This window comes from Pseudorhodobacter sp. W20_MBD10_FR17, assembly GCF_052119765.1.
Lineage (GTDB): Bacteria > Pseudomonadota > Alphaproteobacteria > Rhodobacterales > Rhodobacteraceae > Pseudorhodobacter.
In genome coordinates this window covers 34,621-56,486 of record NZ_JBGQOQ010000013.1, presented here as the reverse complement: position 1 = coordinate 56,486, position 21,866 = coordinate 34,621, and the positions used below count along the sequence as shown (strand labels likewise).

At 54.1% G+C, this 21,866-nt stretch carries 32 protein-coding genes; 31 read left to right on the top strand and 1 reads right to left on the bottom strand.

Annotated elements, in window-relative coordinates:
• The first annotated feature begins 69 nt into the window (after positions 1 to 69).
• The 3 genes from ACEN2J_RS10785 to ACEN2J_RS10775 are packed head-to-tail and all read left to right on the top strand — an operon-like array spanning position 70 to position 2,739.
• Complete coding sequence (locus ACEN2J_RS10785) at positions 70 to 651, top strand: ABC transporter permease (protein WP_442105728.1); 582 nt, start codon at positions 70 to 72, stop codon at positions 649 to 651.
• On the top strand, positions 648 to 1,772 hold the full coding sequence (locus ACEN2J_RS10780) for an ABC transporter ATP-binding protein (RefSeq protein WP_442105726.1): 1,125 nt from the start codon (positions 648 to 650) through the stop codon (positions 1,770 to 1,772). The genes ACEN2J_RS10785 and ACEN2J_RS10780 overlap by 4 nt, the downstream gene beginning before the upstream one ends.
• A complete protein-coding gene (locus tag ACEN2J_RS10775) occupies positions 1,729 to 2,739 on the top strand; it encodes an IS30 family transposase (protein ID WP_442105724.1) in 1,011 nt (336 codons plus the stop codon). Before ACEN2J_RS10780 ends, ACEN2J_RS10775 begins: the two co-directional genes overlap by 44 nt.
• On the opposite strand, the gene ACEN2J_RS10770 is transcribed toward ACEN2J_RS10775, so the two are convergent.
• A protein-coding gene (locus tag ACEN2J_RS10770) for an IS5 family transposase (RefSeq protein WP_442105722.1) occupies positions 2,679 to 3,487 on the bottom strand; the annotation gives its coding sequence in 2 pieces (ribosomal slippage) (positions 2,679 to 3,151 and positions 3,151 to 3,487; 810 coding nt in all). The two genes, ACEN2J_RS10775 and ACEN2J_RS10770, sit on opposite strands and share 61 nt — an antisense overlap.
• Before the next feature lie 71 nt (positions 3,488 to 3,558).
• Between ACEN2J_RS10770 and ACEN2J_RS10765 the strand changes: the two genes are divergently transcribed.
• The 28 genes from ACEN2J_RS10765 (at position 3,559) to rplQ (ending at position 21,730) form a co-directional block, all read left to right on the top strand.
• Positions 3,559 to 4,335, top strand: a complete 777-nt coding sequence (locus tag ACEN2J_RS10765) for an extracellular solute-binding protein (RefSeq protein WP_442105720.1) — start codon at positions 3,559 to 3,561, stop codon at positions 4,333 to 4,335.
• Positions 4,336 to 4,363: 28 nt separating this feature from the next.
• Positions 4,364 to 4,720, top strand: coding sequence for a cupin domain-containing protein (locus tag ACEN2J_RS10760; protein WP_442105718.1), 357 nt, complete (start codon positions 4,364 to 4,366; stop codon positions 4,718 to 4,720).
• 185 nt (positions 4,721 to 4,905) lie between these two features.
• On the top strand, positions 4,906 to 6,228 hold the full coding sequence (locus tag ACEN2J_RS10755) for a glutamine synthetase family protein (RefSeq protein WP_442105717.1): 1,323 nt from the start codon (positions 4,906 to 4,908) through the stop codon (positions 6,226 to 6,228).
• Positions 6,229 to 6,264: 36 nt separating this feature from the next.
• A complete protein-coding gene (locus tag ACEN2J_RS10750; RefSeq protein ID WP_442105715.1) occupies positions 6,265 to 7,560 on the top strand; it encodes an NAD(P)/FAD-dependent oxidoreductase in 1,296 nt (431 codons plus the stop codon).
• Positions 7,561 to 8,168: 608 nt separating this feature from the next.
• On the top strand, positions 8,169 to 9,008 hold the full coding sequence (gene rplB / locus ACEN2J_RS10745) for a 50S ribosomal protein L2 (protein WP_442105714.1): 840 nt from the start codon (positions 8,169 to 8,171) through the stop codon (positions 9,006 to 9,008).
• A gap of 3 nt (positions 9,009 to 9,011) precedes the next feature.
• Positions 9,012 to 9,290, top strand: a complete 279-nt coding sequence (gene rpsS, locus ACEN2J_RS10740) for a 30S ribosomal protein S19 (protein ID WP_442105712.1) — start codon at positions 9,012 to 9,014, stop codon at positions 9,288 to 9,290.
• 3 nt (positions 9,291 to 9,293) lie between these two features.
• The gene (gene rplV, locus ACEN2J_RS10735; RefSeq protein ID WP_050524392.1) at positions 9,294 to 9,674 is read left to right on the top strand and encodes a 50S ribosomal protein L22; all 381 of its coding nucleotides are present in this window, start codon (positions 9,294 to 9,296) and stop codon (positions 9,672 to 9,674) included.
• Positions 9,674 to 10,384 (top strand): 30S ribosomal protein S3, encoded by a 711-nt coding sequence (rpsC, locus tag ACEN2J_RS10730; protein ID WP_442105710.1) that lies wholly within the window; start codon positions 9,674 to 9,676, stop codon positions 10,382 to 10,384. Before rplV ends, rpsC begins: the two co-directional genes overlap by 1 nt.
• A 13-nt stretch (positions 10,385 to 10,397) precedes the next feature.
• The gene (rplP, locus tag ACEN2J_RS10725; protein WP_442105708.1) at positions 10,398 to 10,811 is read left to right on the top strand and encodes a 50S ribosomal protein L16; all 414 of its coding nucleotides are present in this window, start codon (positions 10,398 to 10,400) and stop codon (positions 10,809 to 10,811) included.
• A gap of 170 nt (positions 10,812 to 10,981) precedes the next feature.
• Entirely contained in the window at positions 10,982 to 11,482 is a 501-nt protein-coding gene (locus ACEN2J_RS10720) for a hypothetical protein (protein ID WP_442105706.1), read from the top strand.
• A 243-nt stretch (positions 11,483 to 11,725) separates the two neighbouring features.
• Positions 11,726 to 11,932 carry a 50S ribosomal protein L29 gene (gene rpmC / locus ACEN2J_RS10715; protein WP_442105705.1) on the top strand — a complete coding sequence of 69 codons (207 nt, stop codon included), beginning with the start codon at positions 11,726 to 11,728 and terminating at the stop codon, positions 11,930 to 11,932.
• Between the two features lie 13 nt (positions 11,933 to 11,945).
• On the top strand, positions 11,946 to 12,179 hold the full coding sequence (rpsQ, locus tag ACEN2J_RS10710; protein WP_442105703.1) for a 30S ribosomal protein S17: 234 nt from the start codon (positions 11,946 to 11,948) through the stop codon (positions 12,177 to 12,179).
• A 67-nt stretch (positions 12,180 to 12,246) separates the two neighbouring features.
• Complete coding sequence (gene rplN, locus ACEN2J_RS10705; RefSeq protein ID WP_022705624.1) at positions 12,247 to 12,615, top strand: 50S ribosomal protein L14; 369 nt, start codon at positions 12,247 to 12,249, stop codon at positions 12,613 to 12,615.
• Positions 12,615 to 12,920, top strand: a complete 306-nt coding sequence (gene rplX, locus ACEN2J_RS10700) for a 50S ribosomal protein L24 (protein ID WP_442105701.1) — start codon at positions 12,615 to 12,617, stop codon at positions 12,918 to 12,920. Before rplN ends, rplX begins: the two co-directional genes overlap by 1 nt.
• A complete protein-coding gene (gene rplE / locus ACEN2J_RS10695) occupies positions 12,920 to 13,480 on the top strand; it encodes a 50S ribosomal protein L5 (protein WP_442105699.1) in 561 nt (186 codons plus the stop codon). Before rplX ends, rplE begins: the two co-directional genes overlap by 1 nt.
• 17 nt (positions 13,481 to 13,497) lie before the next feature.
• On the top strand, positions 13,498 to 13,803 hold the full coding sequence (gene rpsN / locus ACEN2J_RS10690) for a 30S ribosomal protein S14 (RefSeq protein ID WP_442105698.1): 306 nt from the start codon (positions 13,498 to 13,500) through the stop codon (positions 13,801 to 13,803).
• Between the two features lie 12 nt (positions 13,804 to 13,815).
• On the top strand, positions 13,816 to 14,214 hold the full coding sequence (gene rpsH, locus ACEN2J_RS10685; protein WP_022705620.1) for a 30S ribosomal protein S8: 399 nt from the start codon (positions 13,816 to 13,818) through the stop codon (positions 14,212 to 14,214).
• A 10-nt stretch (positions 14,215 to 14,224) separates the two neighbouring features.
• Positions 14,225 to 14,758 carry a 50S ribosomal protein L6 gene (rplF, locus tag ACEN2J_RS10680; RefSeq protein ID WP_442105695.1) on the top strand — a complete coding sequence of 178 codons (534 nt, stop codon included), beginning with the start codon at positions 14,225 to 14,227 and terminating at the stop codon, positions 14,756 to 14,758.
• A gap of 11 nt (positions 14,759 to 14,769) precedes the next feature.
• Positions 14,770 to 15,129, top strand: coding sequence for a 50S ribosomal protein L18 (rplR, locus tag ACEN2J_RS10675; protein WP_442105693.1), 360 nt, complete (start codon positions 14,770 to 14,772; stop codon positions 15,127 to 15,129).
• Between the two features lie 102 nt (positions 15,130 to 15,231).
• Positions 15,232 to 15,798 carry a 30S ribosomal protein S5 gene (gene rpsE, locus ACEN2J_RS10670; protein ID WP_442105691.1) on the top strand — a complete coding sequence of 189 codons (567 nt, stop codon included), beginning with the start codon at positions 15,232 to 15,234 and terminating at the stop codon, positions 15,796 to 15,798.
• A gap of 11 nt (positions 15,799 to 15,809) precedes the next feature.
• Positions 15,810 to 15,998 (top strand): 50S ribosomal protein L30, encoded by a 189-nt coding sequence (gene rpmD / locus ACEN2J_RS10665; protein WP_442105801.1) that lies wholly within the window; start codon positions 15,810 to 15,812, stop codon positions 15,996 to 15,998.
• A gap of 469 nt (positions 15,999 to 16,467) precedes the next feature.
• Entirely contained in the window at positions 16,468 to 16,947 is a 480-nt protein-coding gene (gene rplO, locus ACEN2J_RS10660) for a 50S ribosomal protein L15 (protein WP_442105689.1), read from the top strand.
• Between the two features lie 111 nt (positions 16,948 to 17,058).
• Entirely contained in the window at positions 17,059 to 18,414 is a 1,356-nt protein-coding gene (secY, locus tag ACEN2J_RS10655) for a preprotein translocase subunit SecY (RefSeq protein ID WP_442105687.1), read from the top strand.
• A 9-nt stretch (positions 18,415 to 18,423) separates the two neighbouring features.
• Entirely contained in the window at positions 18,424 to 19,071 is a 648-nt protein-coding gene (locus ACEN2J_RS10650; RefSeq protein ID WP_442105686.1) for an adenylate kinase, read from the top strand.
• 187 nt (positions 19,072 to 19,258) lie between these two features.
• The gene (gene rpsM, locus ACEN2J_RS10645) at positions 19,259 to 19,627 is read left to right on the top strand and encodes a 30S ribosomal protein S13 (protein ID WP_442105684.1); all 369 of its coding nucleotides are present in this window, start codon (positions 19,259 to 19,261) and stop codon (positions 19,625 to 19,627) included.
• A 14-nt stretch (positions 19,628 to 19,641) separates the two neighbouring features.
• Positions 19,642 to 20,031 carry a 30S ribosomal protein S11 gene (gene rpsK, locus ACEN2J_RS10640; RefSeq protein WP_022704897.1) on the top strand — a complete coding sequence of 130 codons (390 nt, stop codon included), beginning with the start codon at positions 19,642 to 19,644 and terminating at the stop codon, positions 20,029 to 20,031.
• A gap of 120 nt (positions 20,032 to 20,151) precedes the next feature.
• Positions 20,152 to 21,168, top strand: coding sequence for a DNA-directed RNA polymerase subunit alpha (locus tag ACEN2J_RS10635; protein WP_442105681.1), 1,017 nt, complete (start codon positions 20,152 to 20,154; stop codon positions 21,166 to 21,168).
• Between the two features lie 142 nt (positions 21,169 to 21,310).
• Positions 21,311 to 21,730 carry a 50S ribosomal protein L17 gene (gene rplQ / locus ACEN2J_RS10630; RefSeq protein WP_442105679.1) on the top strand — a complete coding sequence of 140 codons (420 nt, stop codon included), beginning with the start codon at positions 21,311 to 21,313 and terminating at the stop codon, positions 21,728 to 21,730.
• Positions 21,731 to 21,866: the final 136 nt, after the last annotated feature.

Below are 21,866 nucleotides of genomic sequence, written 5' to 3'. Positions count from 1 at the left end.
ACAACGAAAATCTGGCTTGGCCCAATCGCGCAATCTATTTTTGTCGGTACAGGAACTGCGGCGCTCTCGGTGGTCATCGGTCTCGTGCTGGCCCGCGTCACAAGCCGCATGGCCTCGACGACATGGAAGGCCGTGATCAGCGGGCTTGCGCTTGCCCCGATCATCGCGCCGGCGATCTTGTTGGCGATCGGTATCTTTGATGTAGAGCTGAAGCTGAAGCTAACGGGCACGACGATCGGGCTTATTCTGGCGCATACCGTGATTGCGGCTCCGCTTGCCTATGCATTGATTGCTGCGGCAATGGCTGGTGCTAATCGCGGCGTCGAAGAGGCTGCTTGGACATTGGGCGTGTCACGCACCCGTGCCTTTTGGAGTGTGGTGGTGCGCGGAATTATGCCCAGCGTCGTCGGGGCCTTTGCCATCGCCTTTGTGACCTCATGGGATGAGGTGGTGCTTGCACTGTTCCTGCAAACGGGCCCGACCAAGACGCTGCCCGTGACGATTTATAAATACCTCGAAAGCGGTGTCGTGCCGACGGTTCCTGCCGTTGCGTCTCTGCTCATCATTTCGGTTGTCGCTATCGTTGCCCTGCGCGGGGTCGTTGGATCGATCTGCGCGCGGCGACGCCTTGTTGTTCGGGAGAAAACATGACGAACCTATTACAGTCAAATGAGACCAGCTTGGGTCGCGTTGCCGCATCAGATATTCACCTCGATTACAATGGCACGCCTGCGCTTCAAGATGTGGCAATCGAGGTAAAAGCGGGAGAGTTTTTCACGCTCATCGGGCCGTCAGGTTCTGGTAAGTCAACGCTGTTGCGTATTATTGCAGGGTTGCTGGAACCCAAGCAGGGCCGTATCGAAATTGACGGCTCTGACGTGACGCATGTTGCGACGCAAAAGCGTGACATCGGCTTTGTCTTTCAAAACTATGCGCTGTTCCCACACCTGACGGTCTCGGAGAACATCGAATTCGGTCTGAAGGCACGCAAAGTCAGCGAGAGGCTGCGCGCCACACGTTTGGCCGAAATGATCGAGCTTACTGCGCTGGGAGGGTTGGCCGATCGGTATCCGGCGCAACTGTCTGGCGGCCAACAACAGCGCGTCGCGCTTGGCCGCGCCCTTGCACAACGCCCTCGTGTGTTGCTGTTAGATGAACGCCTGGGGGCGCTTGACCGTGCGCTGCGCGAGGATTTGGGCGGCGAAATTCGCCGCATCCAGCGCGAATCGCAGACAACCGCGATCTATGTGACGCATGACCAAGATGAAGCATTTGTTCTGTCGGACCGTATCGGTTTGATGCGCGATGGCAAAGTGTCTCAAATTGGAACGCCCGAGGAGCTCTATCGCGCGCCCAAAGACCTGTTCGTGGCAAAGTTCTTGGGCAGAACAAACCTGTTTCCTGCCGAGGTGGTCAATCATGGCCCCGCGGGTACAGTCGCCCGTATTGGCGAAGCGATGATCGCCACAAGGGCGGGCGCAGGTGGCTCATCTGCGACGGCCTACTGCTCGGTTCGGCCGGAACAGTTGGTCCTGAGCGGCGATACTGTGCCGGATGGGCACGATAAAATCACGACCGCCATTGTGACCGACAGCCGCTTTCTTGGTCAGCGACACAGCGTGCAGGTCGCGGTTAACGGCATGCAATGCACCGCCGATCTGGACCCGGTGGATTCACAAATGAAGTGCAAATTCTGTACTATAACAGAGTATTGCATGGAGTTGACCAATGGGACGCACCTACCCTCACCTGGATCTCGAAGAACGTCGTAGGCTGGCAAAATGGCTTCAAGCTAAATTGACCGTGAAGGAGATAGCACAGAATCTAAATCGTGCGCCCTCGACAATCTATCGCGAGATCAGACGAAACTACTATTCTGACACCGAACTGCCGGAGCTTAACGGCTATCATGCTGTGAATGCGCAGGACAAATACGAACAGCGCCGAGCAGTTCATCGTAAACTGATCCGTTACCCTGAGCTTATGGCCGCAGTCCGAGATGGATTTGGCGCCGGTTGGTCGCCAGAACAGATCGCTGGGCGTATGCGTTTGGAGAACCATCCGATGCGCGTGAGCCACGAGACGATCTATCGTTATGCGTATTCCAAAGATGGCCGGGCCGAGAAGTTTTATATCCACCTGCCAGAGCATCGTCACCGCCGCAGACCACGCGGGACGCGCAAGCACCATGGGCGCAGGTTTCTTGATGAATTGGCTATCGCGCATCGCCCTAGTGTGATCGCCGATCGCAACCAGTTTGGCCACTGGGAGTGCGACTTAGTAATGTTTCGTAAGGAATTTGGCTCGACCAACATTACCACATTGGTAGAGCGCGTCAGCCGATTTGCAATTGTGCTGAAGAATCCAGACCGACAATCCAAACCCGTGATGGAGGGCCTGATAGGCAGCCTTTCTCCCCTGCCCGCGAATGCACACCGCTCAATTACTTTTGATCGTGGCACAGAGTTCACAGCATGGCGCCATCTCAAGGCAGGCCTGAGCGTCGATCCATGGTTCTGTGATCCGCAATCGCCTTGGCAAAAGGGAACTGTCGAAAATACCAACAGCCGACTCCGTCGATATTTACCGCGCAAGGTCGACCCCACGGCGTTCACAAATCGATATCTAAGGTCGATTTGCGATCGCCTCAACACCACGCCCCGAAAGTGTTTGGGTTATCAGACGCCAGCTGAGGTCTTCCGAGAAAAATTGTTGGAAAAGGAGACGTCACCCAGATAAACAGGTTTCAAAGAAATTGCGCTTCGCCGTGAGTTTACACTGCAATCGGTTTTGTCGTATCTTGTGGCTATTCCTCTGAACTCTTTGATCTTTGCGAAGTAATTTTCCACCAGATGCCGCCACTTGTAGACCTCCACGTCATAATCGCGCTGGATTTTTCGGTTGGCCTTGGGCGGGATCACGGCGGTTGCACCGCGCTGGTCGAGGTCTTTTAACAGCCAGTCCGCGTCAAACGCCTTGTCCGCGAGCAGCGCGTCAAAAGAAACGCCCCTGATCAACGGCGCGACACCTTTCATATCATGCGCTTGTCCCGGCAGCAGCAGGAAGCGCACTAGATTGCCGAGCGCATCCACCAATGCCACGATTTTAGTCGTTAATCCGCCGCGCGAGCGCCCAATGGCCTGATGTTGAGTCCCCCTTTTACGCCGGTTGCCTTTTGGTGGACCTGAACGATTGTTCCATCGATAAGCGCGTATTCGAGGTCGACGTCTTCGCTCATAGCTTTGAAAAGACTCTCGAATACTCCGGCCCTGGCCCACCGGCGAAACCGCCGGAACTGGCTGTTCCAGTGACCAAGGGCAGGCGGCAGGTCGCGGCACGGCGACCCGGTGTGCACCCGCCAGAACACCGCTTCCAGAAACATGCGATTGTCCTTTGCAGTGACTCCGGCATCACTGACCTTACCCGGAAGATGTGGCTCAAGCCGCTGCCACAAGATGTCCGACACCACAAACCGTTGCTCGTTCATTCAAACCTCCATTTTGGAAGTTTGAATCAGAAATCAGGCCCAATGGTAATCCTGAATGTCCACAGGCCCTAATGAAAAATAAACAAAACTATTTCACTCTCTTTACCACCGCGTCTTTTGCCGCAATGCTTGCGGTCAGCGCCCAGCCAGTCAGCGCGCAATCGGGCGATGTCCTGTTTTATGACACCAGCGGCGGTGTGGTCTATGAGGCCGAGGCCGCGACCCTGTTCAAGGATTTCACGGACGATACCGGCGCGAATGTTGTTGATGACTATAACGATTCCGCAACAAAATTCTTTGCTTCGGCAGAGGCGGGCTCGATGCCGTGGAGCCTTATCCTTTTCCCAACTATGAATGACGCCTCGGTCGCTGCGGCTGGCGGATTGCTGCAAAAGATTGATACTTCGGTTGTTCCTGTGGGCGATCTTGTCGACGGCACCTATGATGAGTATGGCATCCAAGTCGGTACATTCGGCATGGTCCTTGCGTGGGACGATTCCGCATACCCCGACACAAAACCATCAAAGATGGCCGATCTGTGGGATACCGAAACATTCCCCGGCAAGCGCTGCTTCTTTAACAATCCGCAATATGGCTGGACGCTTGAGGCCGCATTGCTGGCCGATGGCGTAGCGGCTGCCGATCTCTATCCATTGGATGTTGATCGTGCGCTGAAAAAACTCGATGCGATTTCGGACAGCATCACATGGTGGTCCAGCGGTGGCCAGTCGATCGAATCCTTTGAAAACGGCTCATGCGATATCGGGATTCTTTGGGCCAACCGTGCCTTCACCGCGCTGTCTGAAAATGGCTTTGCTTTGGCACATCAGAGGAGTCTTGCAAAATGAAGCGCTTTTCCACCAGAGAGGACAGAAGATGGATGCATTGTATTACTACGACGTGAGCGCGCTTGGAGAGCCTGAAGTGGGTTCGCCTTTGGCGGAACGCATCATTGATGGCGCGCCAACCAACAAGACTTGGGAGATCGAAGGCACCCCCGATGGCACGGTTAGCACTGGCATTTGGGAAGTTCAGGTCGGCTCTTGGCATGTTGTCAAAGAAACCTGGGAAGTCTGCACGATCATCGAAGGCGAGTCCGAGTTGATTGAGGAAGGCAAGGCTCCCCGTCGGATTACCCTCGGCGATAGCTTTATCATGCGGCCCGGTCATACCTATGTTTGGAACGTGATCACGCCGACCAAGAAAATCTACGTTATCCGCGAAAACGTCTAAGCCAAGATAAACAGAGTGCCCTCATCGGGCCGCTCTATGCTTTTCTCGTGCTTTCCTGAACGCCAACTTTCGCCAGAGTCTTTTCAGAAAACAGGCTTTACATGTGTTATAGCATTTGCAACAATGTTATAACACATATGGGGCGCACTATGGCATTTCGGAACAGTGGGCCCAAAGGATGAATTATGACGATGACAGAAACGGGCCACAGTATTCTTGCGGGTGTGTTTGACCTGAACGGTTGCCTTCGTGGCAAACGACTTCCCGCAGCGTTAGCGGACAAATTGGCATCGGGCGCCTTTCGGATGCCAATGTCCAGTATTGGCGTTGATATCTGGGGCACGGATGTTGATGGCAATTCCTTGGTCATGCAGGGCGGTGACAGGGATGGTGTATGTATACCAACAGGACGTGGGCCGTTGCCGATCATCGGGGCGGCGGGCAATTGCCCCCTGATCCCGATGTGGATGAACCTAGAGGACGGAACGCCGTTTCTGGCCGACCCGCGCCGCGCGCTTGCCAATGTGCTGCAACGTTTCACTGATATCGGGTTAACTCCGGTCGTCGCGACCGAGTTAGAGTTTCACTTGGTCGATCCAAATTGCGTTCGGGCGACTCCGGTTGCCGACCTGCGCAGTGGCAAACCAAAACGCGCCGACGCGATCTATTCGTTGGACGAAATTGCCAAAGTTTCGCCCTTTCTGGATGCAGTATACGCGATGGCCAGCGCCTGCGATGTGCCAGTTGAAACGGCGATTTCCGAGGGCGGCACCGGCCAATTCGAATTTAATCTCAGCCATGTCGCCGATGCTCTGCGGGCTGCGGATGATGCCGCTATCCTAAAACAAATCGTCAAAACCTGCGCCCGCGATCAAGGGTTCTCGGCCAGTTTTATGGCGAAACCTTATCAAGATGAGGCGGGCAACGGCTTTCACGTGCATTTCAGCATGTTGGATAGCAACGGTGACAATGTGTTCAACAACGGAACCGAAGACGGGTCTGATCTTTTGAAATATGCGGTCGGCGGGTTGCTCAATGCGATGCCCGAGACAACGCTGATCTTCGCGCCTCATTTGAATTCCTATCGGCGGCTTTGTCTGGGCAGCCTTGCCCCAACAACGGCGGCTTGGGGCTATGAGAACCGCACCGCCGCAATCCGCATCCCGGGCGGCGCCCATGCTGCGCGCCGCATTGAACATCGGGTCGCGGGTGCGGATGCAAACCCCTATCTGGTACTAGCAGCAATTCTTGGGGCGGCATTTATCGGGATGTCCGAAAAAACGACACCGCCCAAGCCGCTAAATGGCAATGCACATGAGGGAAAAGCAACGCAGCTTCCCCTCGATTGGCGCGATGCAACAGAGGCATTTGAACGAGGCCAGATGACAGCCAAGATTTTTGCGCCGTCGCTGATTTCAATGTTTGCGGCCTGCAAGAGGCAAGAGCAGAATGTTTTTAAATCAGTGGCTTCGGATGTAGAGTATCAGGCGTATCTCGACGCAGTCTAAGTCGTCTAGGCATTGTTTATTGAAGGATTTACGTAAATGGCTGAACCGCATTGCAAAAGTTATTATGCCGCGAGCGCCAACCCAACGGCGGCCTATCCTGAACTGGATGGCGATATCGATGTCGATGTTGTCATCATTGGCGGCGGATTTACGGGCATCAACTCGGCGCTAGAATTGTGTGAACGGGGCCTGCGCGTTGCGGTGCTTGAGGCAAACCAAATCGGTTGGGGCGCAACGGGGCGCAATGGCGGGCAGGTGACTGGATCGCTTTCTGGGGACAAGGCGATGGAACGCCAATTCAAACGGAAATTGGGCGCGGACGCCAAGAAATACGTTTGGGATCTGCGCTGGCGCGGGCATGACATCATCAAGGCGCGCGTCAAGAAATACGACATCCGCTGCGATCTTAAGCATGGGCATATGCTTACCGCGTATAAACCCTCGCACATTCCGGGCCTCAAGGACATGTATCGGGAAGCCTGTGAAAACGGGATGGAACATCAGGTTGAATTGATCGAAGGCGCGGATGTTAAGCACTATCTCGAAAGCGATTTATATCCTGCCGGCCTGCTAAATCGTCGAAACATGCATGTCCATTCCTTGAACCTGTGTTTGGGCGAGGCGGATGCGGTGCGCTCATTGGGCGGGCAGATTTTCTGCGGCTCGCGGGTTACACAGATCGTGCATGGCAAACGCCCAATCGTCAAAACGCAGAAAGGACAGGTCATAGCGGATACTGTTCTGCTGGCGGGAAATGCCTATCATCACCTCGCCCAAGGCGACATGAAGGGCGCGTTGTTTCCCGCGTCCCTTGGGATTATGGCCACGGAACCGCTGGGCGAGGAGATCGCCCAAAAAATCAACCCGCATGACATTGCCGTATATGACTGCCGGATGGTTTTGGACTATTTCCGTCTCTCGGCAGACAAGCGCCTGATCTTTGGGGGCGGAACGAATTATAGCGGCAATGGACATAGCGCGACCGCTGTTGAGACAGAGTTGCGGCCAGCCTTGGAACGCACGTTCCCGCGTCTGAAGGGGGTCAAAATCGATTACCAATGGTCAGGTCAAGCTGGAATTATTATCAACCGCATTCCGCATCTTGGACAAATCGCACCGAATGTGTACTTCGCCGAAGGGTATTCGGGCCACGGCGTAGCAACATCACATATTGTTGCCGAGGTCATGGCAAATGCGATCACGCGCCGTACCGATGAATTCGATGTCTTTGCAGATGTGCGGCACATAAAGCTTCCTTTTGGAAAGCGGTTTGGAAACACCGCAATTTCCTTAGGTATGTGGTATTATAAGCAATTGGAAAATTTGAAGTGATGCCCCCAGTCGCGGTGCTATGCTATAAAGCGTAGGGTACAATCATGGTCCCGTACCGGGGCTTGAATAAGGTGCTGCGATAAATATGGGATTGATCTCCTTCTTTGCAAACATTGCTCGAAAGAGACGGGAACGTAACCGCGACAAGACCAATCTGGGCAGAAGTCTCGAGTAAGGCTCAAATTTTACGTGATTCCGGTGACATCGCCGCAGATCACCCCACGCTCGCAAGGGGTGGGGGTGTTTGCGCCTACAAGGCATAGTCAATCACCAAAGATAGGGGCGCTGCGCCCACGCCTCACGCCTTAGCTCGATTGTATCTTGATTGTGCTGTCGCAGCGAGAGTCTGGTTCGACTATCGTCGGGGCGCATATTAGCAGATCAAGGCATCTCGTCCTGATCGTGGGGCGGCGGGGCAGGCTAAAACCACAATTGCTACAAGTTTGTGGAGGCTGCTCTAGACACTTTGGGTCTGGTCTGGTAGTTCGCCTCCATTCTGAAGGCTCCAGATTCGTTCTGGGGCCTTCGAATTATTGCTGGGGACCTTCGGGGCCCTATAACCTAGGGTCGCTTTTTTGCGACCCCCAAGCTAACGGAAGACAGAGAGCATGGCACTCAAGTCGTACAAACCGACGACGCCTGGCCAACGAGGGTTGGTTCTGATCGACCGTTCGGAGCTGTGGAAAGGCCGTCCCGTCAAAGCCCTTACTGAGGGTTTGACCAAATCGGGTGGCCGGAACAACACCGGACGTATTACAATGTGGCATCACGGCGGTGGGGCAAAGCGCCTGTACCGTATCGTTGATTTCAAACGCACCAAGCGCGACATGGCGGCAGTGGTTGAGCGGATCGAATATGACCCCAACCGTACCGCGTTCATCGCATTGGTAAAATATGAGGATGGTACACTTAACTACATCCTCGCTCCGCAGCGTTTGGCCATTGGGGACAGCATCATTGCTGGCGCCAAGACCGACGTAAAGCCGGGCAACGCAATGCCGTTTTCGGGCATGCCAATCGGTACGATCGTTCACAACGTCGAAATGAAACCAGGTAAGGGCGGGCAGATTGCACGTGCGGCTGGTACATATGCGCAGTTCGTGGGCCGTGACGGTGGTTACGCACAGATCCGTTTGTCTTCGGGCGAATTGCGTCTGGTCCGTCAGGAATGCATGGCGACGGTTGGTGCCGTTTCCAACGCTGACCACTCGAACCAGAACTTTGGTAAAGCGGGCCGCATGCGCCACAAGGGCATCCGCCCAACCGTTCGCGGTGTGGCTATGAACCCAATCGATCACCCACATGGCGGCGGCGAAGGCCGTACATCAGGCGGTCGTCACCCGGTTACTCCATGGGGCAAAGGCACCAAGGGCAACCGCACCCGTTCGAACAAGACCACAGATAAGTACATCTTGCGGTCGCGTCACGCCAAGAAGAAGGGCCGCTAATACATGGCACGTTCAATCTGGAAAGGCCCGTTCGTTGATGGCTACGTCCTGAAAAAGGCCGAAAAGTCACGCGAAGGCGGCAAAAACGAAGTGATCAAGATTTGGTCGCGTCGTTCCACCATTCTGCCGCAGTTCGTCGGTTTGACGTTCGGCGTTTATAATGGCAAAAAGCACGTTCCTGTTAACGTGACCGAAGAAATGATCGGCCAGAAGTTTGGTGAATATTCGCCAACGCGTACCTACTACGGTCACGCAGCCGATAAAAAAGCTAAGAGGAAATAAGTCATGGGCAAGGCAAAAAATCCGCGCCGCGTGGCCGATAACGAAGCAATGGCTCTGGCCAAAATGCTGCGTACCTCGCCGCAAAAGCTTAACCTCGTTGCTGGTCTGATCCGCGGCAAGAAAGTGGACAAGGCTTTGGCCGACCTCACCTTCTCTAAAAAGCGTATCGCTCAGGACGTGAAAAAGTGCCTGCAGTCGGCTATCGCCAACGCTGAAAACAACCACGGTCTTGACGTGGATGAGTTGATCGTTGCTGAAGCTTATTGCGGCAAGAACCTGACACTGAAGCGCGGTCGTCCGCGTGCACGTGGCCGGTTCGGCAAGATCATGAAGCCGTTCAGCCAGCTGACGATTTTGGTACGTCAAAAAGGGGAGTCCGCATAATGGGTCAGAAGGTCAATCCGATCGGTATGCGCCTCCAGGTTAACCGTACCTGGGACAGCCGCTGGTTCGCGGAAAGCAAAGACTATGGCAACTTGTTGCTGGAAGATCTGCGCATGCGCGAATTCATTCATAAAGAATGTATGCAAGCGGGCATTTCTAAAGTCATCATCGAACGTCCGCACAAAAAGTGCCGTGTGACAATTCACACAGCACGTCCGGGCGTTATCATCGGCAAAAAAGGCGCTGACATCGAAACACTTCGCAAGAAGTTGACCGTGTTCACTGCTTCCGAATTGCACCTCAACATTGTTGAGATCCGCAAACCGGAAATGGATGCCAAACTGGTTGCTGAATCGATCGCACAGCAAATGGAGCGCCGGGTGTCCTTCCGTCGCGCTATGAAGCGTGGCGTCCAGAACGCGATGCGCATGGGGGCCTTGGGCATCCGTGTGAACGTAGCTGGTCGTCTGGGCGGCGCAGAAATCGCGCGTACCGAATGGTACCGTGAAGGCCGCGTTCCGTTGCACACGCTGCGGGCTGACATCGACTATGCACACCACGAAGCAACCACTGCTTATGGTATCATCGGTGTTAAAGTTTGGATCTTTAAGGGCGAAATCCTTGAGCATGATCCACAAGCGCATGATCGTCGTCACGCCGAGGCACAGGAAGGCGCTGTTCCGCGTCAACCGCGCCGCGAACGTAACTGAGGGAGCATAAAAGATGTTGCAACCTAAACGGACTAAGTTCCGCAAACAGTTTAAAGGCAAGATCAGCGGCGAGGCCAAAGGCGGCTTTCTGTTGAACTTCGGTACCTTTGGTCTGAAAGCTGTTGAGCCTGAGCGTGTAACTGCACGCCAGATCGAAGCTGCTCGTCGTGCGATCACTCGCCACATGAAGCGTCAAGGCCGTGTCTGGATCCGGATTTTCCCGGATGTTCCAGTAACGTCCAAGCCGACCGAAGTGCGGATGGGTAAAGGTAAGGGTTCTGTCGACTATTGGGCAGCCAAAGTTAAGCCTGGCCGCGTGATGTTTGAAATCGACGGCGTTTCGGAAGTGATTGCACGCGAGGCCCTGCGCCTTGGTGCAATGAAGCTTCCAGTCCTGACCCGCGTTGTAGAGCGCGAAGACTGGTAAGATTTTTTGCCTTCGGGCAAAAAATAGGTGCGGCATAGCGAATTGCGTCAGTAATTCCTGGGTCGGCACTCGGTAAAGAATAAGACCCCGCTGGAAACGGCGGGGTTTTTTATTATGAAAAAGAAGAGATAGCTGCTACGGTCAGTGTGAGTTGCAACAGAGGAAGCACCATGTTTGGTGGACATAGAAAAAAGGTAACACAGCAAACCATTAATATGGTCCGTCAGCCCTATGCTGTTCTCCAGAATAGCTATGGGATTCCTCCGGGCTTTTGGGACGATGAGTTTGTTCTTGGCTTTTTCGGCGTTATGTCAGGTTTGCTTCTGCGTTTTCTTGGTGAGGGGCGTCTTAACCAAGCGGATAGCGGGCGCATCCTTCAAGACACTTTTTCGGCTCTTTCAAATATGAACGGTGCTGAAATGGCCGTTCGGTTTAGCCAATTTGCCCAAGCACAGGCATCACATGAGGCCTTTCGCAATGGTGCAGATAGCGGTGAAATTGTCACTGTTGCACTTCTCGGCAAAACAACACCCGCAGCGCGTCAGATCCTAGACAATGAAAATTTGAGAAATGCGGACTTGGTTTCGCGGACTACTACGGATAATGAGCTGCTCACGCTGATAACATTGCTATTTCTTAAGCCAATCGTTGAACGATTTGATTTGGAGTGAGTTTAGTCGGGCTGTATTCTGTATCGCTAAGAAATCACCTGAAACAAGACTTAGTTTTTCTTTCGCTTAGTAGAGTTGGCGATCCAAGGAATCCCTCACTTACTCCTTGCCCTCTCTGTAACACTCCCCTATACGGACACATCCAGCGATTCCGGGTGACCGGATTCGTTGGTCTATCATTGACTCCACTGGGCAAAGGGTAACCCTCACGGGCCCTCCGGTGATGTAGAAAAGGAACGGCGCATGAACGCCACTGAACTTAAGGCTAAAACGCCTGACCAGCTGCGTGACAGCTTGGTCGCGTTGAAGAAAGAAGCTTTCAACCTGCGTTTCCAGCAGGCCACTGGCCAGCTTGAAAACACCGCGCGTATGCGCGCCGTCCGTCGTGACGTTGCACGGATCATGACGGTATTGAACCTAAAGGCGGCTGAAGCCGCCGCAGCGAACTAAGGGGGCCTGACTTATGCCAAAACGCATCCTGCAAGGCACCGTAACCGGCGACCAGAACAACCAGACCATCACGGTGTCGGTTGAGCGTCGCTTCAAGCACCCGCTGTTCCACAAGACTGTTCGTAAGTCCAAAAAATACCGGGCGCACGACGAGAACAACCAATTCAAGGTTGGTGATGCTGTTCGTATTGAAGAGTGTGCGCCAATTTCGAAAACGAAACGCTGGACGGTGGTTCTGGACGCGTAAGCGCCCTGCTATCTAAAGCCCATTTACGAAACCCTGGGGATGAGCCCCAAAGGTCGGGAGAAACCAAATGATCCAGATGCAGACCAACCTGGATGTTGCTGACAACAGCGGCGCTCGCCGTGTTCAGTGCATTAAGGTTCTGGGCGGTTCGCACCGTCGGTATGCTTCGGTCGGCGACATTATTGTAGTGTCGGTGAAAGAAGCCATTCCGCGCGGTCGTGTTAAGAAGGGTGACGTGCGTAAAGCCGTCGTCGTTCGTACCGCCAAAGAAGTCCGTCGTGAAGACGGTACCGCTATTCGTTTTGACCGCAACGCTGCGGTCATTCTGAACAACCAAGGTGAGCCCGTTGGCACCCGTATTTTTGGGCCAGTGGTTCGTGAACTTCGCGCGAAGAACTTCATGAAAATCATCTCGCTGGCTCCGGAGGTGCTCTGATGGCTGCGAAACTGAAAAAAGGCGACAAAGTCGTCGTGCTGACCGGCAAAGATAAGGGTAAAGAGGGCGAAATTTCGTCTGTGAACCCTGAAGTTGGTAAAGCAGTCGTTGATGGCATCAACATGGCCATCCGTCACACCAAGCAAAGCCAAGGCAACCAGGGCGGCCGCATTTCTAAAGCGATGCCGATCCAGTTGTCTAACCTTGCGTTGCTTGACGCCAAAGGCAAAGCAACCCGCGTTGGCTTCCGTATGGAAGGCGACAAGAAGGTGCGTTTTGCTAAGACCACGGGGGATGCAATCTAATGTTGGACCAAGCAAACTATACCCCGCGTTTGAAGGGCATTTTCAAGGACACGATCCGTGCTGCCTTGAAAGAAGAGTTCGGCTATAAAAACGACATGATGATCCCGCGTCTTGATAAGATCGTGATCAACATGGGTGTTGGCGAAGCTGTAAAAGACACTAAGAAAGTGAAGAAGGCGGCTGAAGAGCTGACCCTCATCGCTGGTCAAAAGGCTGTCGTCACCCACGCAAAGAAATCCATCGCTGGTTTCCGCGTGCGTGAAGAAATGCCGCTTGGCTGCAAAGTGACTTTGCGCGGCGACAAAATGTACGAATTCCTTGATCGTCTGATCACCATAGCTTTGCCGCGTGTACGCGACTTCCGCGGTGTGAAGCCGACCTCGTTCGACGGCCGTGGCAACTATGCTATGGGCTTGAAAGAACAGATCGTGTTCCCAGAAATCAACTTCGACCAAGTCGACGAAGTTCTGGGTATGGACATCATCATCTGCACCACCGCGAAGACCGACGCGGAAGCGAAGGCACTGTTGAAGAATTTCAACATGCCCTTCACAGCGTAAGCGGGAGGACTAGAGATATGGCTAAGAAATCCATGGTAAACCGCGAAGTGAAGCGCGCAAAGCTGGTGGCACGCGATGCCGCCAAGCGGGCTGCTTTGAAAACGGTTATCTATAATCAAGAGTTGCCAGTAGAAGAGCGCTTTAAAGCGACTTTGAAACTGGCTGCGTTGCCCCGCAACGGTTCGGCTGTGCGTTTGCACAACCGCTGCCAGCTGACGGGTCGTCCGCATGCGTATTACCGCAAGCTTAAACTTTCGCGCATCATGCTGCGTGATTTGGCCTCGTTCGGCCAGATCCCCGGCATGGTTAAATCCAGCTGGTAAGGAGGTCTCACGATGATGATGAACGATCCTATCGGCGATATGCTGACACGTATTCGCAATGCGCAGATGCGTGGCAAATCGACCGTTAAAACGCCAGCGTCCAAGCTGCGCGCATGGGTTCTGGATGTGTTGGCCTCTGAAGGCTACATCCGTGGTTATGAGAAAGCTGAGACCGCTGACGGTCAGGGCGAAATCACAATCAGCCTGAAATACTTTGAAGGCACGCCAGTCATTCGTGACTTGAAGCGTGTGTCGAAGCCGGGTCGCCGGGTCTATATGGCTTCGAAGGATATTCCTTCGGTGCGTAACGGCCTCGGTGTTTCAATTGTCTCCACGCCTAAGGGCGTCATGTCCGATGCAGCAGCACGTTCCGCCAATGTTGGCGGCGAAGTGCTCTGCACCGTGTTCTAAGGAGGGCAAGATGTCTCGTATTGGTAAAAAACCGGTTGACCTGGTAAAGGGTGTTTCGGCAACCTTGTCCGGCCAGACAGTTGAAGTGAAAGGCCCGAAAGGGACACGTTCTTTCACAGCAACAGACGACGTGACGATCGCGATTGAAGACAACGCTGTGACGGTTAAGCCGCGCGGCACGTCCAAGCGCGCCCGTCAGCAGTGGGGCATGACCCGTTCCCAGATCGAAAATCTGGTAACGGGTGTGACCACCGGCTTCAAGAAAGAGCTTGAGATTCAGGGTGTTGGTTATCGTGCTGCGATGAACGGCAACGTTCTGAAGCTGTCGCTTGGCTATAGCCACGAAGTCAACTTCGACGTTCCGGAGGGCGTGACTGTCACCGCTCCGAAGCAAACTGAAATCGTTGTGGAAGGCATGGACCAACAGTTGGTTGGCCAAGTCGCTGCGAACATCCGTGAATGGCGTAAGCCCGAGCCCTATAAGGGCAAAGGCATCCGCTATAAGGGCGAGTTCGTGTTCCGCAAAGAAGGCAAGAAGAAGTAAGGGGCGTAAAAATGGCGAACACAAAACGCGAGTTGTTCCTCAAGCGCCGCTTGCGCACACGGAACAAAATCAAGGCGATGGCGAATGGGCGTGCGCGCTTGTCCGTTCATCGGTCCAGCAAGAATATCAGCGTCCAGCTGATCGACGACGTAAACGGCGTTACCTTGGCCGCAGCTTCGACCTACGAAAAGGGTCTCGGCTTCTTGGGCAAGAACAACGTCGAAGCGGCGACGAAAGTTGGTGCGACGATTGCCGAGCGGGCTAAAAAGGCTGGGGTTGAAGTATGTTACTTTGACCGTGGCGGCTTCCTTTTTCACGGCAAGATCAAGGCTTTGGCCGAAGCTGCCCGTGAAGGTGGCCTTAAGTTCTAATACCGGCGGGTGGCGTTCGCGCCACCCCGATGATCCGGGGGCTTTGCCCACCAGGATTGGTTCATATGGCGCGGGGTCCGCGCACTATACGAGGAATGCCTAATGGCAAGAGAAGATAATCGGCGGGACAATCGCGGTGGCCGCGATGAAACTCCGGAATTCGCAGATCGTCTGGTTGCGATCAACCGTGTTTCCAAAACTGTAAAAGGCGGTAAGCGCTTTGGTTTCGCAGCCCTTGTGGTTGTTGGCGATCAAAAAGGCCGCGTTGGTTTTGGCAAAGGTAAAGCCAAAGAAGTGCCGGAGGCCATTCGTAAGGCAACCGAGCAGGCCAAGCGTCAAATGATCCGTGTGCCGTTGAAAGACAGCCGCACGCTTCACCACGACATGGAAGGCCGTCACGGCGCTGGTAAAGTGGTCATGCGGACTGCCGTACCGGGTACTGGTATTATTGCCGGTGGTCCGATGCGTGCCGTGTTTGAAATGTTGGGCCTGCAGGACGTGGTGGCGAAGTCCATCGGTTCGCAGAACCCTTACAACATGATCCGCGCTACTATTGATGGTTTGAAGCAAGAAACCAGCCCACGTCAGGTTGCGCAGCGTCGCGGCAAGAAAGTGGCTGAGATTTTGGGCAACAAAACCGAAGCTCCTGCTGAAACTGTGGAGGCTTAATCATGGCTGACGTGAAAAAAACTATCGTTGTTAAGCAAGTGGCCTCGGCTGCTCGTCGCCCAGCGATCCAGACTGCGACCCTGAAAGGTCTTGGCCTGAACAAAATGAACCGCACTCGCGAATTGGAAGATACACCTTCCGTACGCGGCATGGTCAACAAGATCTCTCATCTTGTTCAGATCATCGAAGAGCGCGGCTAAGTAGGGCAGGGGGCAACCCCAACCTATGTTAGATTTAGGCGCCCCGTAGGAAACTGCGGGGCGTTTTCGATTTTGCTTCAGCTCTGTTGACTGCTGGTCGCGCGGGGCGCACACCTTGTTAGTATTTATTAATAAGGTGTTAACATGAGTCGTATAGCCTCTATTATTTTTGTCTTTTTCGTTACCACACCCACCCTAGCGGCGCCTGCCTTTAGCATTTCAGGTATGTGGGCTCAGCCGTTGGAACATGGTGGAGGGTGCCGGAAAAGTTCGCCGCCGGGTAAATGTTGCCATATGCAGAAGTCGACGGGGCAGGTGCATTGTCACTAGGGGTAAGGATTGGGCTTGAATGCCTTTGGTGAAAACCTTATACGCCCCAAGTGGCCACTAACGGCCCGAAAGAATCAAGAAACGCCGTGTTTGGCCGCTCCCGTCGCTGGGGGTCACATCCGGCAATAGGAGAAGCGACATGAGACTGAATGAACTTTCCGATAACGCTGGTGCAGCGAAGAAACAAAAGCGCAAAGCGCGTGGTCCGGGTTCGGGCAAGGGTAAAACCGCTGGCCGTGGTATCAAGGGTCAGAAATCGCGTTCGGGTGCTACTATTGGTGGTTACGAAGGCGGGCAAATGCCGCTGTATCGCCGCCTGCCAAAGCGTGGCTTTACCAAGCCAAACCAAAAGCATTATTCCGTTGTGAACTTGGGCCTGATCCAGAAGTTCATCGACCTCGGCAAGCTGGACGCTGCGTCGGACATCACCGAAGACGCGATGATCGCTGCCGGTTTGACCAAGCAAAAGCTGGACGGTATCCGTGTTCTGGCCAAAGGCGAGCTGAAAGCCAAAGCGACGATCATCGTCACGGGCGCGTCAGCTGCGGCTGTTGAAGCAGTCGCAAAAGCCGGTGGCAGCCTCACGGTTGCGGCACCTGTAGCGGCTGCGGCTGAATAAGAGGTTGTGAGTGGTCGCAAGACTGCTTACATCCCTCATAAGTTTTCTCGCGCCGCCGACCGGAAAACGGTTTGGCGGCGCTTCCTTTAGCGCCTGTGGAGAAATTTAACCATGGCTTCAGCTGCGGAACAAATGGCGGCCAACCTGAGCTGGGGGGCGCTGGGTAAGGCGACCGACCTACGCCAACGCATCTTTTTCACGATTGGCTTGCTGATCGTTTACCGGATCGGGACCTATATTCCTGTACCGGGCATTGATGGGACAGCCCTTAAAAACTTTATGGAGCAGATCAGCGGCGGTATCGGGGGCATGTTGAACATGTTCACCGGCGGCGCGATCAAGCGCATGGGGATTTTTGCGCTGGGGATCATGCCCTATATTTCGGCCTCGATCATCGTGCAATTGCTGACGTCGATGGTGCCACGGCTGGAACAGCTGAAAAAAGAAGGCCAGCAAGGCCAGAAAAAGATTAACCAATACACGCGCTACGGCACCGTGGCATTGGCGTCGTTTCAGGCCTATGGCATCGCGGTCAGCCTGCAAAGCGGCGGCTTGGTGACAACACCGGGCTGGTATTTCATTGCATCTTGCATGATCACGCTGGTCGGCGGCACGATGTTCCTGATGTGGCTGGGTGAGCAAATCACCGCACGCGGCATTGGTAACGGTATTTCTCTGATCATCTTTGTTGGCATTGTCGCTGAAATTCCGGCCGCTTTGGCGCAGTTCTTTACCCAAGGCCAGTCTGGTGCGCTTTCGCCCGCGGTGATTGTCGGCGTTTTGATTATGGTCGTCGTCGTGATTGCCTTTGTGGTGTTCATGGAGCGTGCCTTGCGCAAAATCCATATTCAGTACCCCCGCCGTCAGGTCGGGATGAAGGTCTATGATGGTGGGTCCAGCCACCTGCCGGTTAAGGTCAACCCTGCGGGCGTTATCCCTGCGATCTTTGCCTCAAGCCTGTTGCTGCTGCCAATGACCATTTCGACCTTTTCGGGCGCGCAAACTGGTCCGATCATGTCGACCATTCTGGCCTATTTCGGGCCTGGGCAGCCGCTGTATCTGTTGTTCTTTGTCGCGATGATCGTGTTCTTTGCGTATTTCTACACGCATAATGTTGCTTTCAAAGTTGACGAAGTGGCCGAGAACCTGAAAAGTCAGAATGGTTTTGTGCCCGGTATTCGCCCCGGCAAAAAGACGGAAGATTATCTGGAATATGTTGTGAACCGCATTTTGGTTCTGGGGGCGGCTTACCTTGCATTGGTCTGCCTGTTGCCAGAAATCCTGCGCCACCAGTTGGGTATTCCATTCTACTTTGGGGGGACATCGGTGCTGATCGTGGTTTCTGTTACGATGGACACGATCAACCAAGTGCAATCGCATTTGTTGGCCCATCAATACGAAGGCTTGATTGAAAAGTCGCAATTGCGCGGCAAGAAGCGTGGCAAAGCAGCGCCGTCGCGGCGCTAAGGGGGGCGAATGGCCAATATTATTCTATTGGGGCCTCCAGGGGCTGGTAAGGGCACGCAGGCCAAGCGATTGGTTGAGGCGCGCGGCATGGTGCAGCTGTCGACGGGTGACATGCTGCGCGAGGCCAAGACTTCGGGCTCGGAGATGGGCCGCAAGGTCGCCGATGTGATGGCGCGCGGTGAGTTGGTCACGGATGAGATTGTGATCGGCTTGATCCGTGAAAAGCTGACAGGCGCTGCGGGGGGAGGGTTCATATTTGATGGCTTCCCGCGCACGCTCGCACAGGCCGATGCCTTGGGGCAGTTGATGGCCGAAGTCGGCCAAAGCCTTGATGCCGTGATCGAGATGCGCGTGGACGATGCAGCCTTGGTTGCGCGGATCACAGGGCGCTTCACCTGCGGTGGCTGTGGTGAGGTGTATCACGACGACACCAAGCCGACCAAAGTGGCGGGTATTTGTGACCAGTGCGGATCTGACAACATGCAGCGCCGCGCCGATGACAATGCGGATGCTCTGCGCACGCGCTTGATGGAATATTACAAAAAGACGTCACCCTTGATTGGTTACTACTACGCTAAGGGCGATTTGTCTTCTGTCGACGGCTTGGCCGCGATGGATGCAGTTGCGTCTTCAATCGCATTAGTACTTGACGCATAAAAGATTCCTGCCTGTTACACTTGACGGGCAGGGCAAAACCCCATATTGCACGGCGTCCCGTAGGGGAATCGTTCTGGCATTTAAGATTCTTATAAATTGCTAACGAAAACATCAAAGGCGGAGACGCCGTCTTTGGGTTGTGAAAAAAGGTTCTGGCACAACGGAACCGCAACGAAAGGAAGCGCGCGTGGCTCGTATTGCTGGCGTAAACATTCCGACGGGGAAGCGTGTCCCCATCGCATTGACCTATATCACCGGGATTGGTTCCCACACCGCAGAGATGATCTGTGAAGCTGTTGGTATCGACCGTACCCGCCGCGTAAACGAGCTTTCGGATGCCGAAGTGCTTGCGATCCGCGAACATATCGACGCGAACTTCACCGTTGAGGGTGACCTTCGTCGTGAGACATCGATGAACATCAAGCGTTTGATGGACCTTGGTTGCTACCGTGGTTTGCGCCACCGTCGCGGCTTGCCGGTTCGTGGTCAGCGTACTCATACCAACGCACGTACTCGCAAAGGCCCTGCTAAGGCCATTGCTGGTAAGAAGAAATAAGGGGGCGTTGAATAATGGCACGCGATAAGACCCGTATGAAGAAAAAAGAGCGCAAGAACATCGCCGCTGGCGTTGCTCATGTGAACTCTTCGTTCAACAACACAAAAATCTTGATCTCTGACGTTCAGGGCAACGCAATCTCTTGGTCCTCTTCGGGTACCATGGGCTTTAAAGGGTCGCGTAAATCGACTCCTTATGCGGCTCAGATGGCTGCTGAAGATGCTGCGCGTAAAGCGCAAGAGCATGGCGTGAAGACGCTGGAAGTTGAAGTGCAGGGCCCAGGTTCGGGCCGTGAATCTGCACTGCGCGCGTTGGCTGCTGCTGGTTTGAACATCACTTCGATCCGTGATGTGACACCAATGGCACACAACGGCTGCCGCCCACCAAAGCGCCGCCGCGTCTAAGGTTTATCTATCCTGCCGGGCCGTTCGCGATATGCGTGCGGCCCGGTTTCGGCATTTCTACATCCTCGGGCGTCGACTGCTTAGGGACATGGGCAGAAGACAAGTATGGAGGCTATTCGCATGATCCACAAAAATTGGGCCGAATTGATTAAGCCGACGCAGCTGGTGGTTAACGCCGGCCCTGATGCGTCGCGGACCGCTACTGTAATCGCAGAGCCGCTAGAGCGTGGCTTCGGCCTGACGCTTGGCAACGCTCTGCGTCGCGTTTTGATGTCGTCGCTGCAAGGTGCCGCGATCACATCCGTTCAGATTGACAATGTTCTGCACGAGTTTTCGTCAGTTGCTGGCGTTCGTGAAGATGTCACCGACATGGTTTTGAACCTGAAGGGCGTAAGCCTGCGCATGGACATTGAGGGGCCAAAGCGCCTGTCGATTTCGGCAAAAGGTCCAGGCGTTGTGACCGCTGGCGACATTTCGGAAATCGGTGGCGTTGAGGTTTTGAACAAAGACCACGTGATCTGTCACCTTGACGATGGCGCTGACCTGTTCATGGAACTGACTGTAAACACCGGAAAAGGCTATGTTTCGGCTGACAAAAACCGGCCGGAAGATGCACCAATCGGTTTGATCCCGATTGATGCAATTTATTCGCCGGTGAAAAAAGTCAGCTACGAAGTGCAGCCGACCCGTGAAGGTCAGGTTTTGGACTATGACAAGCTGACTATGAAAATTGAAACAGACGGCTCTTTGACGCCGGATGATGCTGTGGCCTATGCCGCACGCATTCTGCAAGATCAGCTGTCGATCTTCGTGAACTTCGATGAACCTGAATCTGCAAGCCGTTCGGATGTTGATGACGGGTTGGAGTTCAACCCGCTGTTGCTGAAGAAGGTTGACGAGCTTGAGCTTTCTGTCCGTTCGGCAAACTGCCTGAAGAACGACAATATCGTTTACATCGGCGATCTGATCCAGAAAACCGAAGCAGAAATGCTGCGCACACCAAACTTTGGCCGCAAGTCCTTGAACGAAATCAAGGAAGTGCTGTCAGGCATGGCATTGCATCTGGGTATGGACGTCGAGGATTGGCCACCAGAAAATATCGAAGATCTGGCCAAGCGTTTCGAAGACCAGTTCTAATAGGTTTAGTGCGCCAATACTCAGGTTTGGCGCACTTCTAAAATGCCCGCGAATGCGGGGAATACATGGGCATACTGCCCCAAGGTGAGTGGCCTATTCGAGGGCTGCCGGACAAAGTAAAACGCGACATTAGGAGATTAATATGCGTCACTCTCGTGGTTACCGCCGTCTAAACCGTACACATGAACACCGCAAAGCGTTGTTCGCTAACATGTGTGGCTCGCTCATCGAGCATGAGCAAATCAAAACAACTTTGCCAAAGGCAAAGGAACTGCGCCCGATCATCGAAAAGCTGATCACCTTGGCAAAGCGCGGCGATCTGCACGCACGCCGCCAAGCTGCTGCGCAGTTGAAGCAGGACCAGTATGTGGCCCGCTTGTTCGAAATTCTTGGGCCACGCTACAAAGAGCGTCAGGGCGGCTATGTGCGCGTCTTGAAAGCCGGTTTCCGCTATGGCGACATGGCGCCTATGGCGATCATCGAATTTGTTGACCGTGATCCAAACGCAAAAGGCGCGGCTGATAAGGCCCGTGTTTTGGCAGAAGACGCTGCAGAAGCATAAGTTTTTGCGAATATAATGAAGAAAGCCTGCCCTTAGTTGAGGCGGGCTTTTTTGTTTTGCGCGCTACGACGGGTTCGGTTTTGACCATCGCTTTAAACCGATAGTACGAGGTGGTTGCCCTACGCTATGTTTGGGT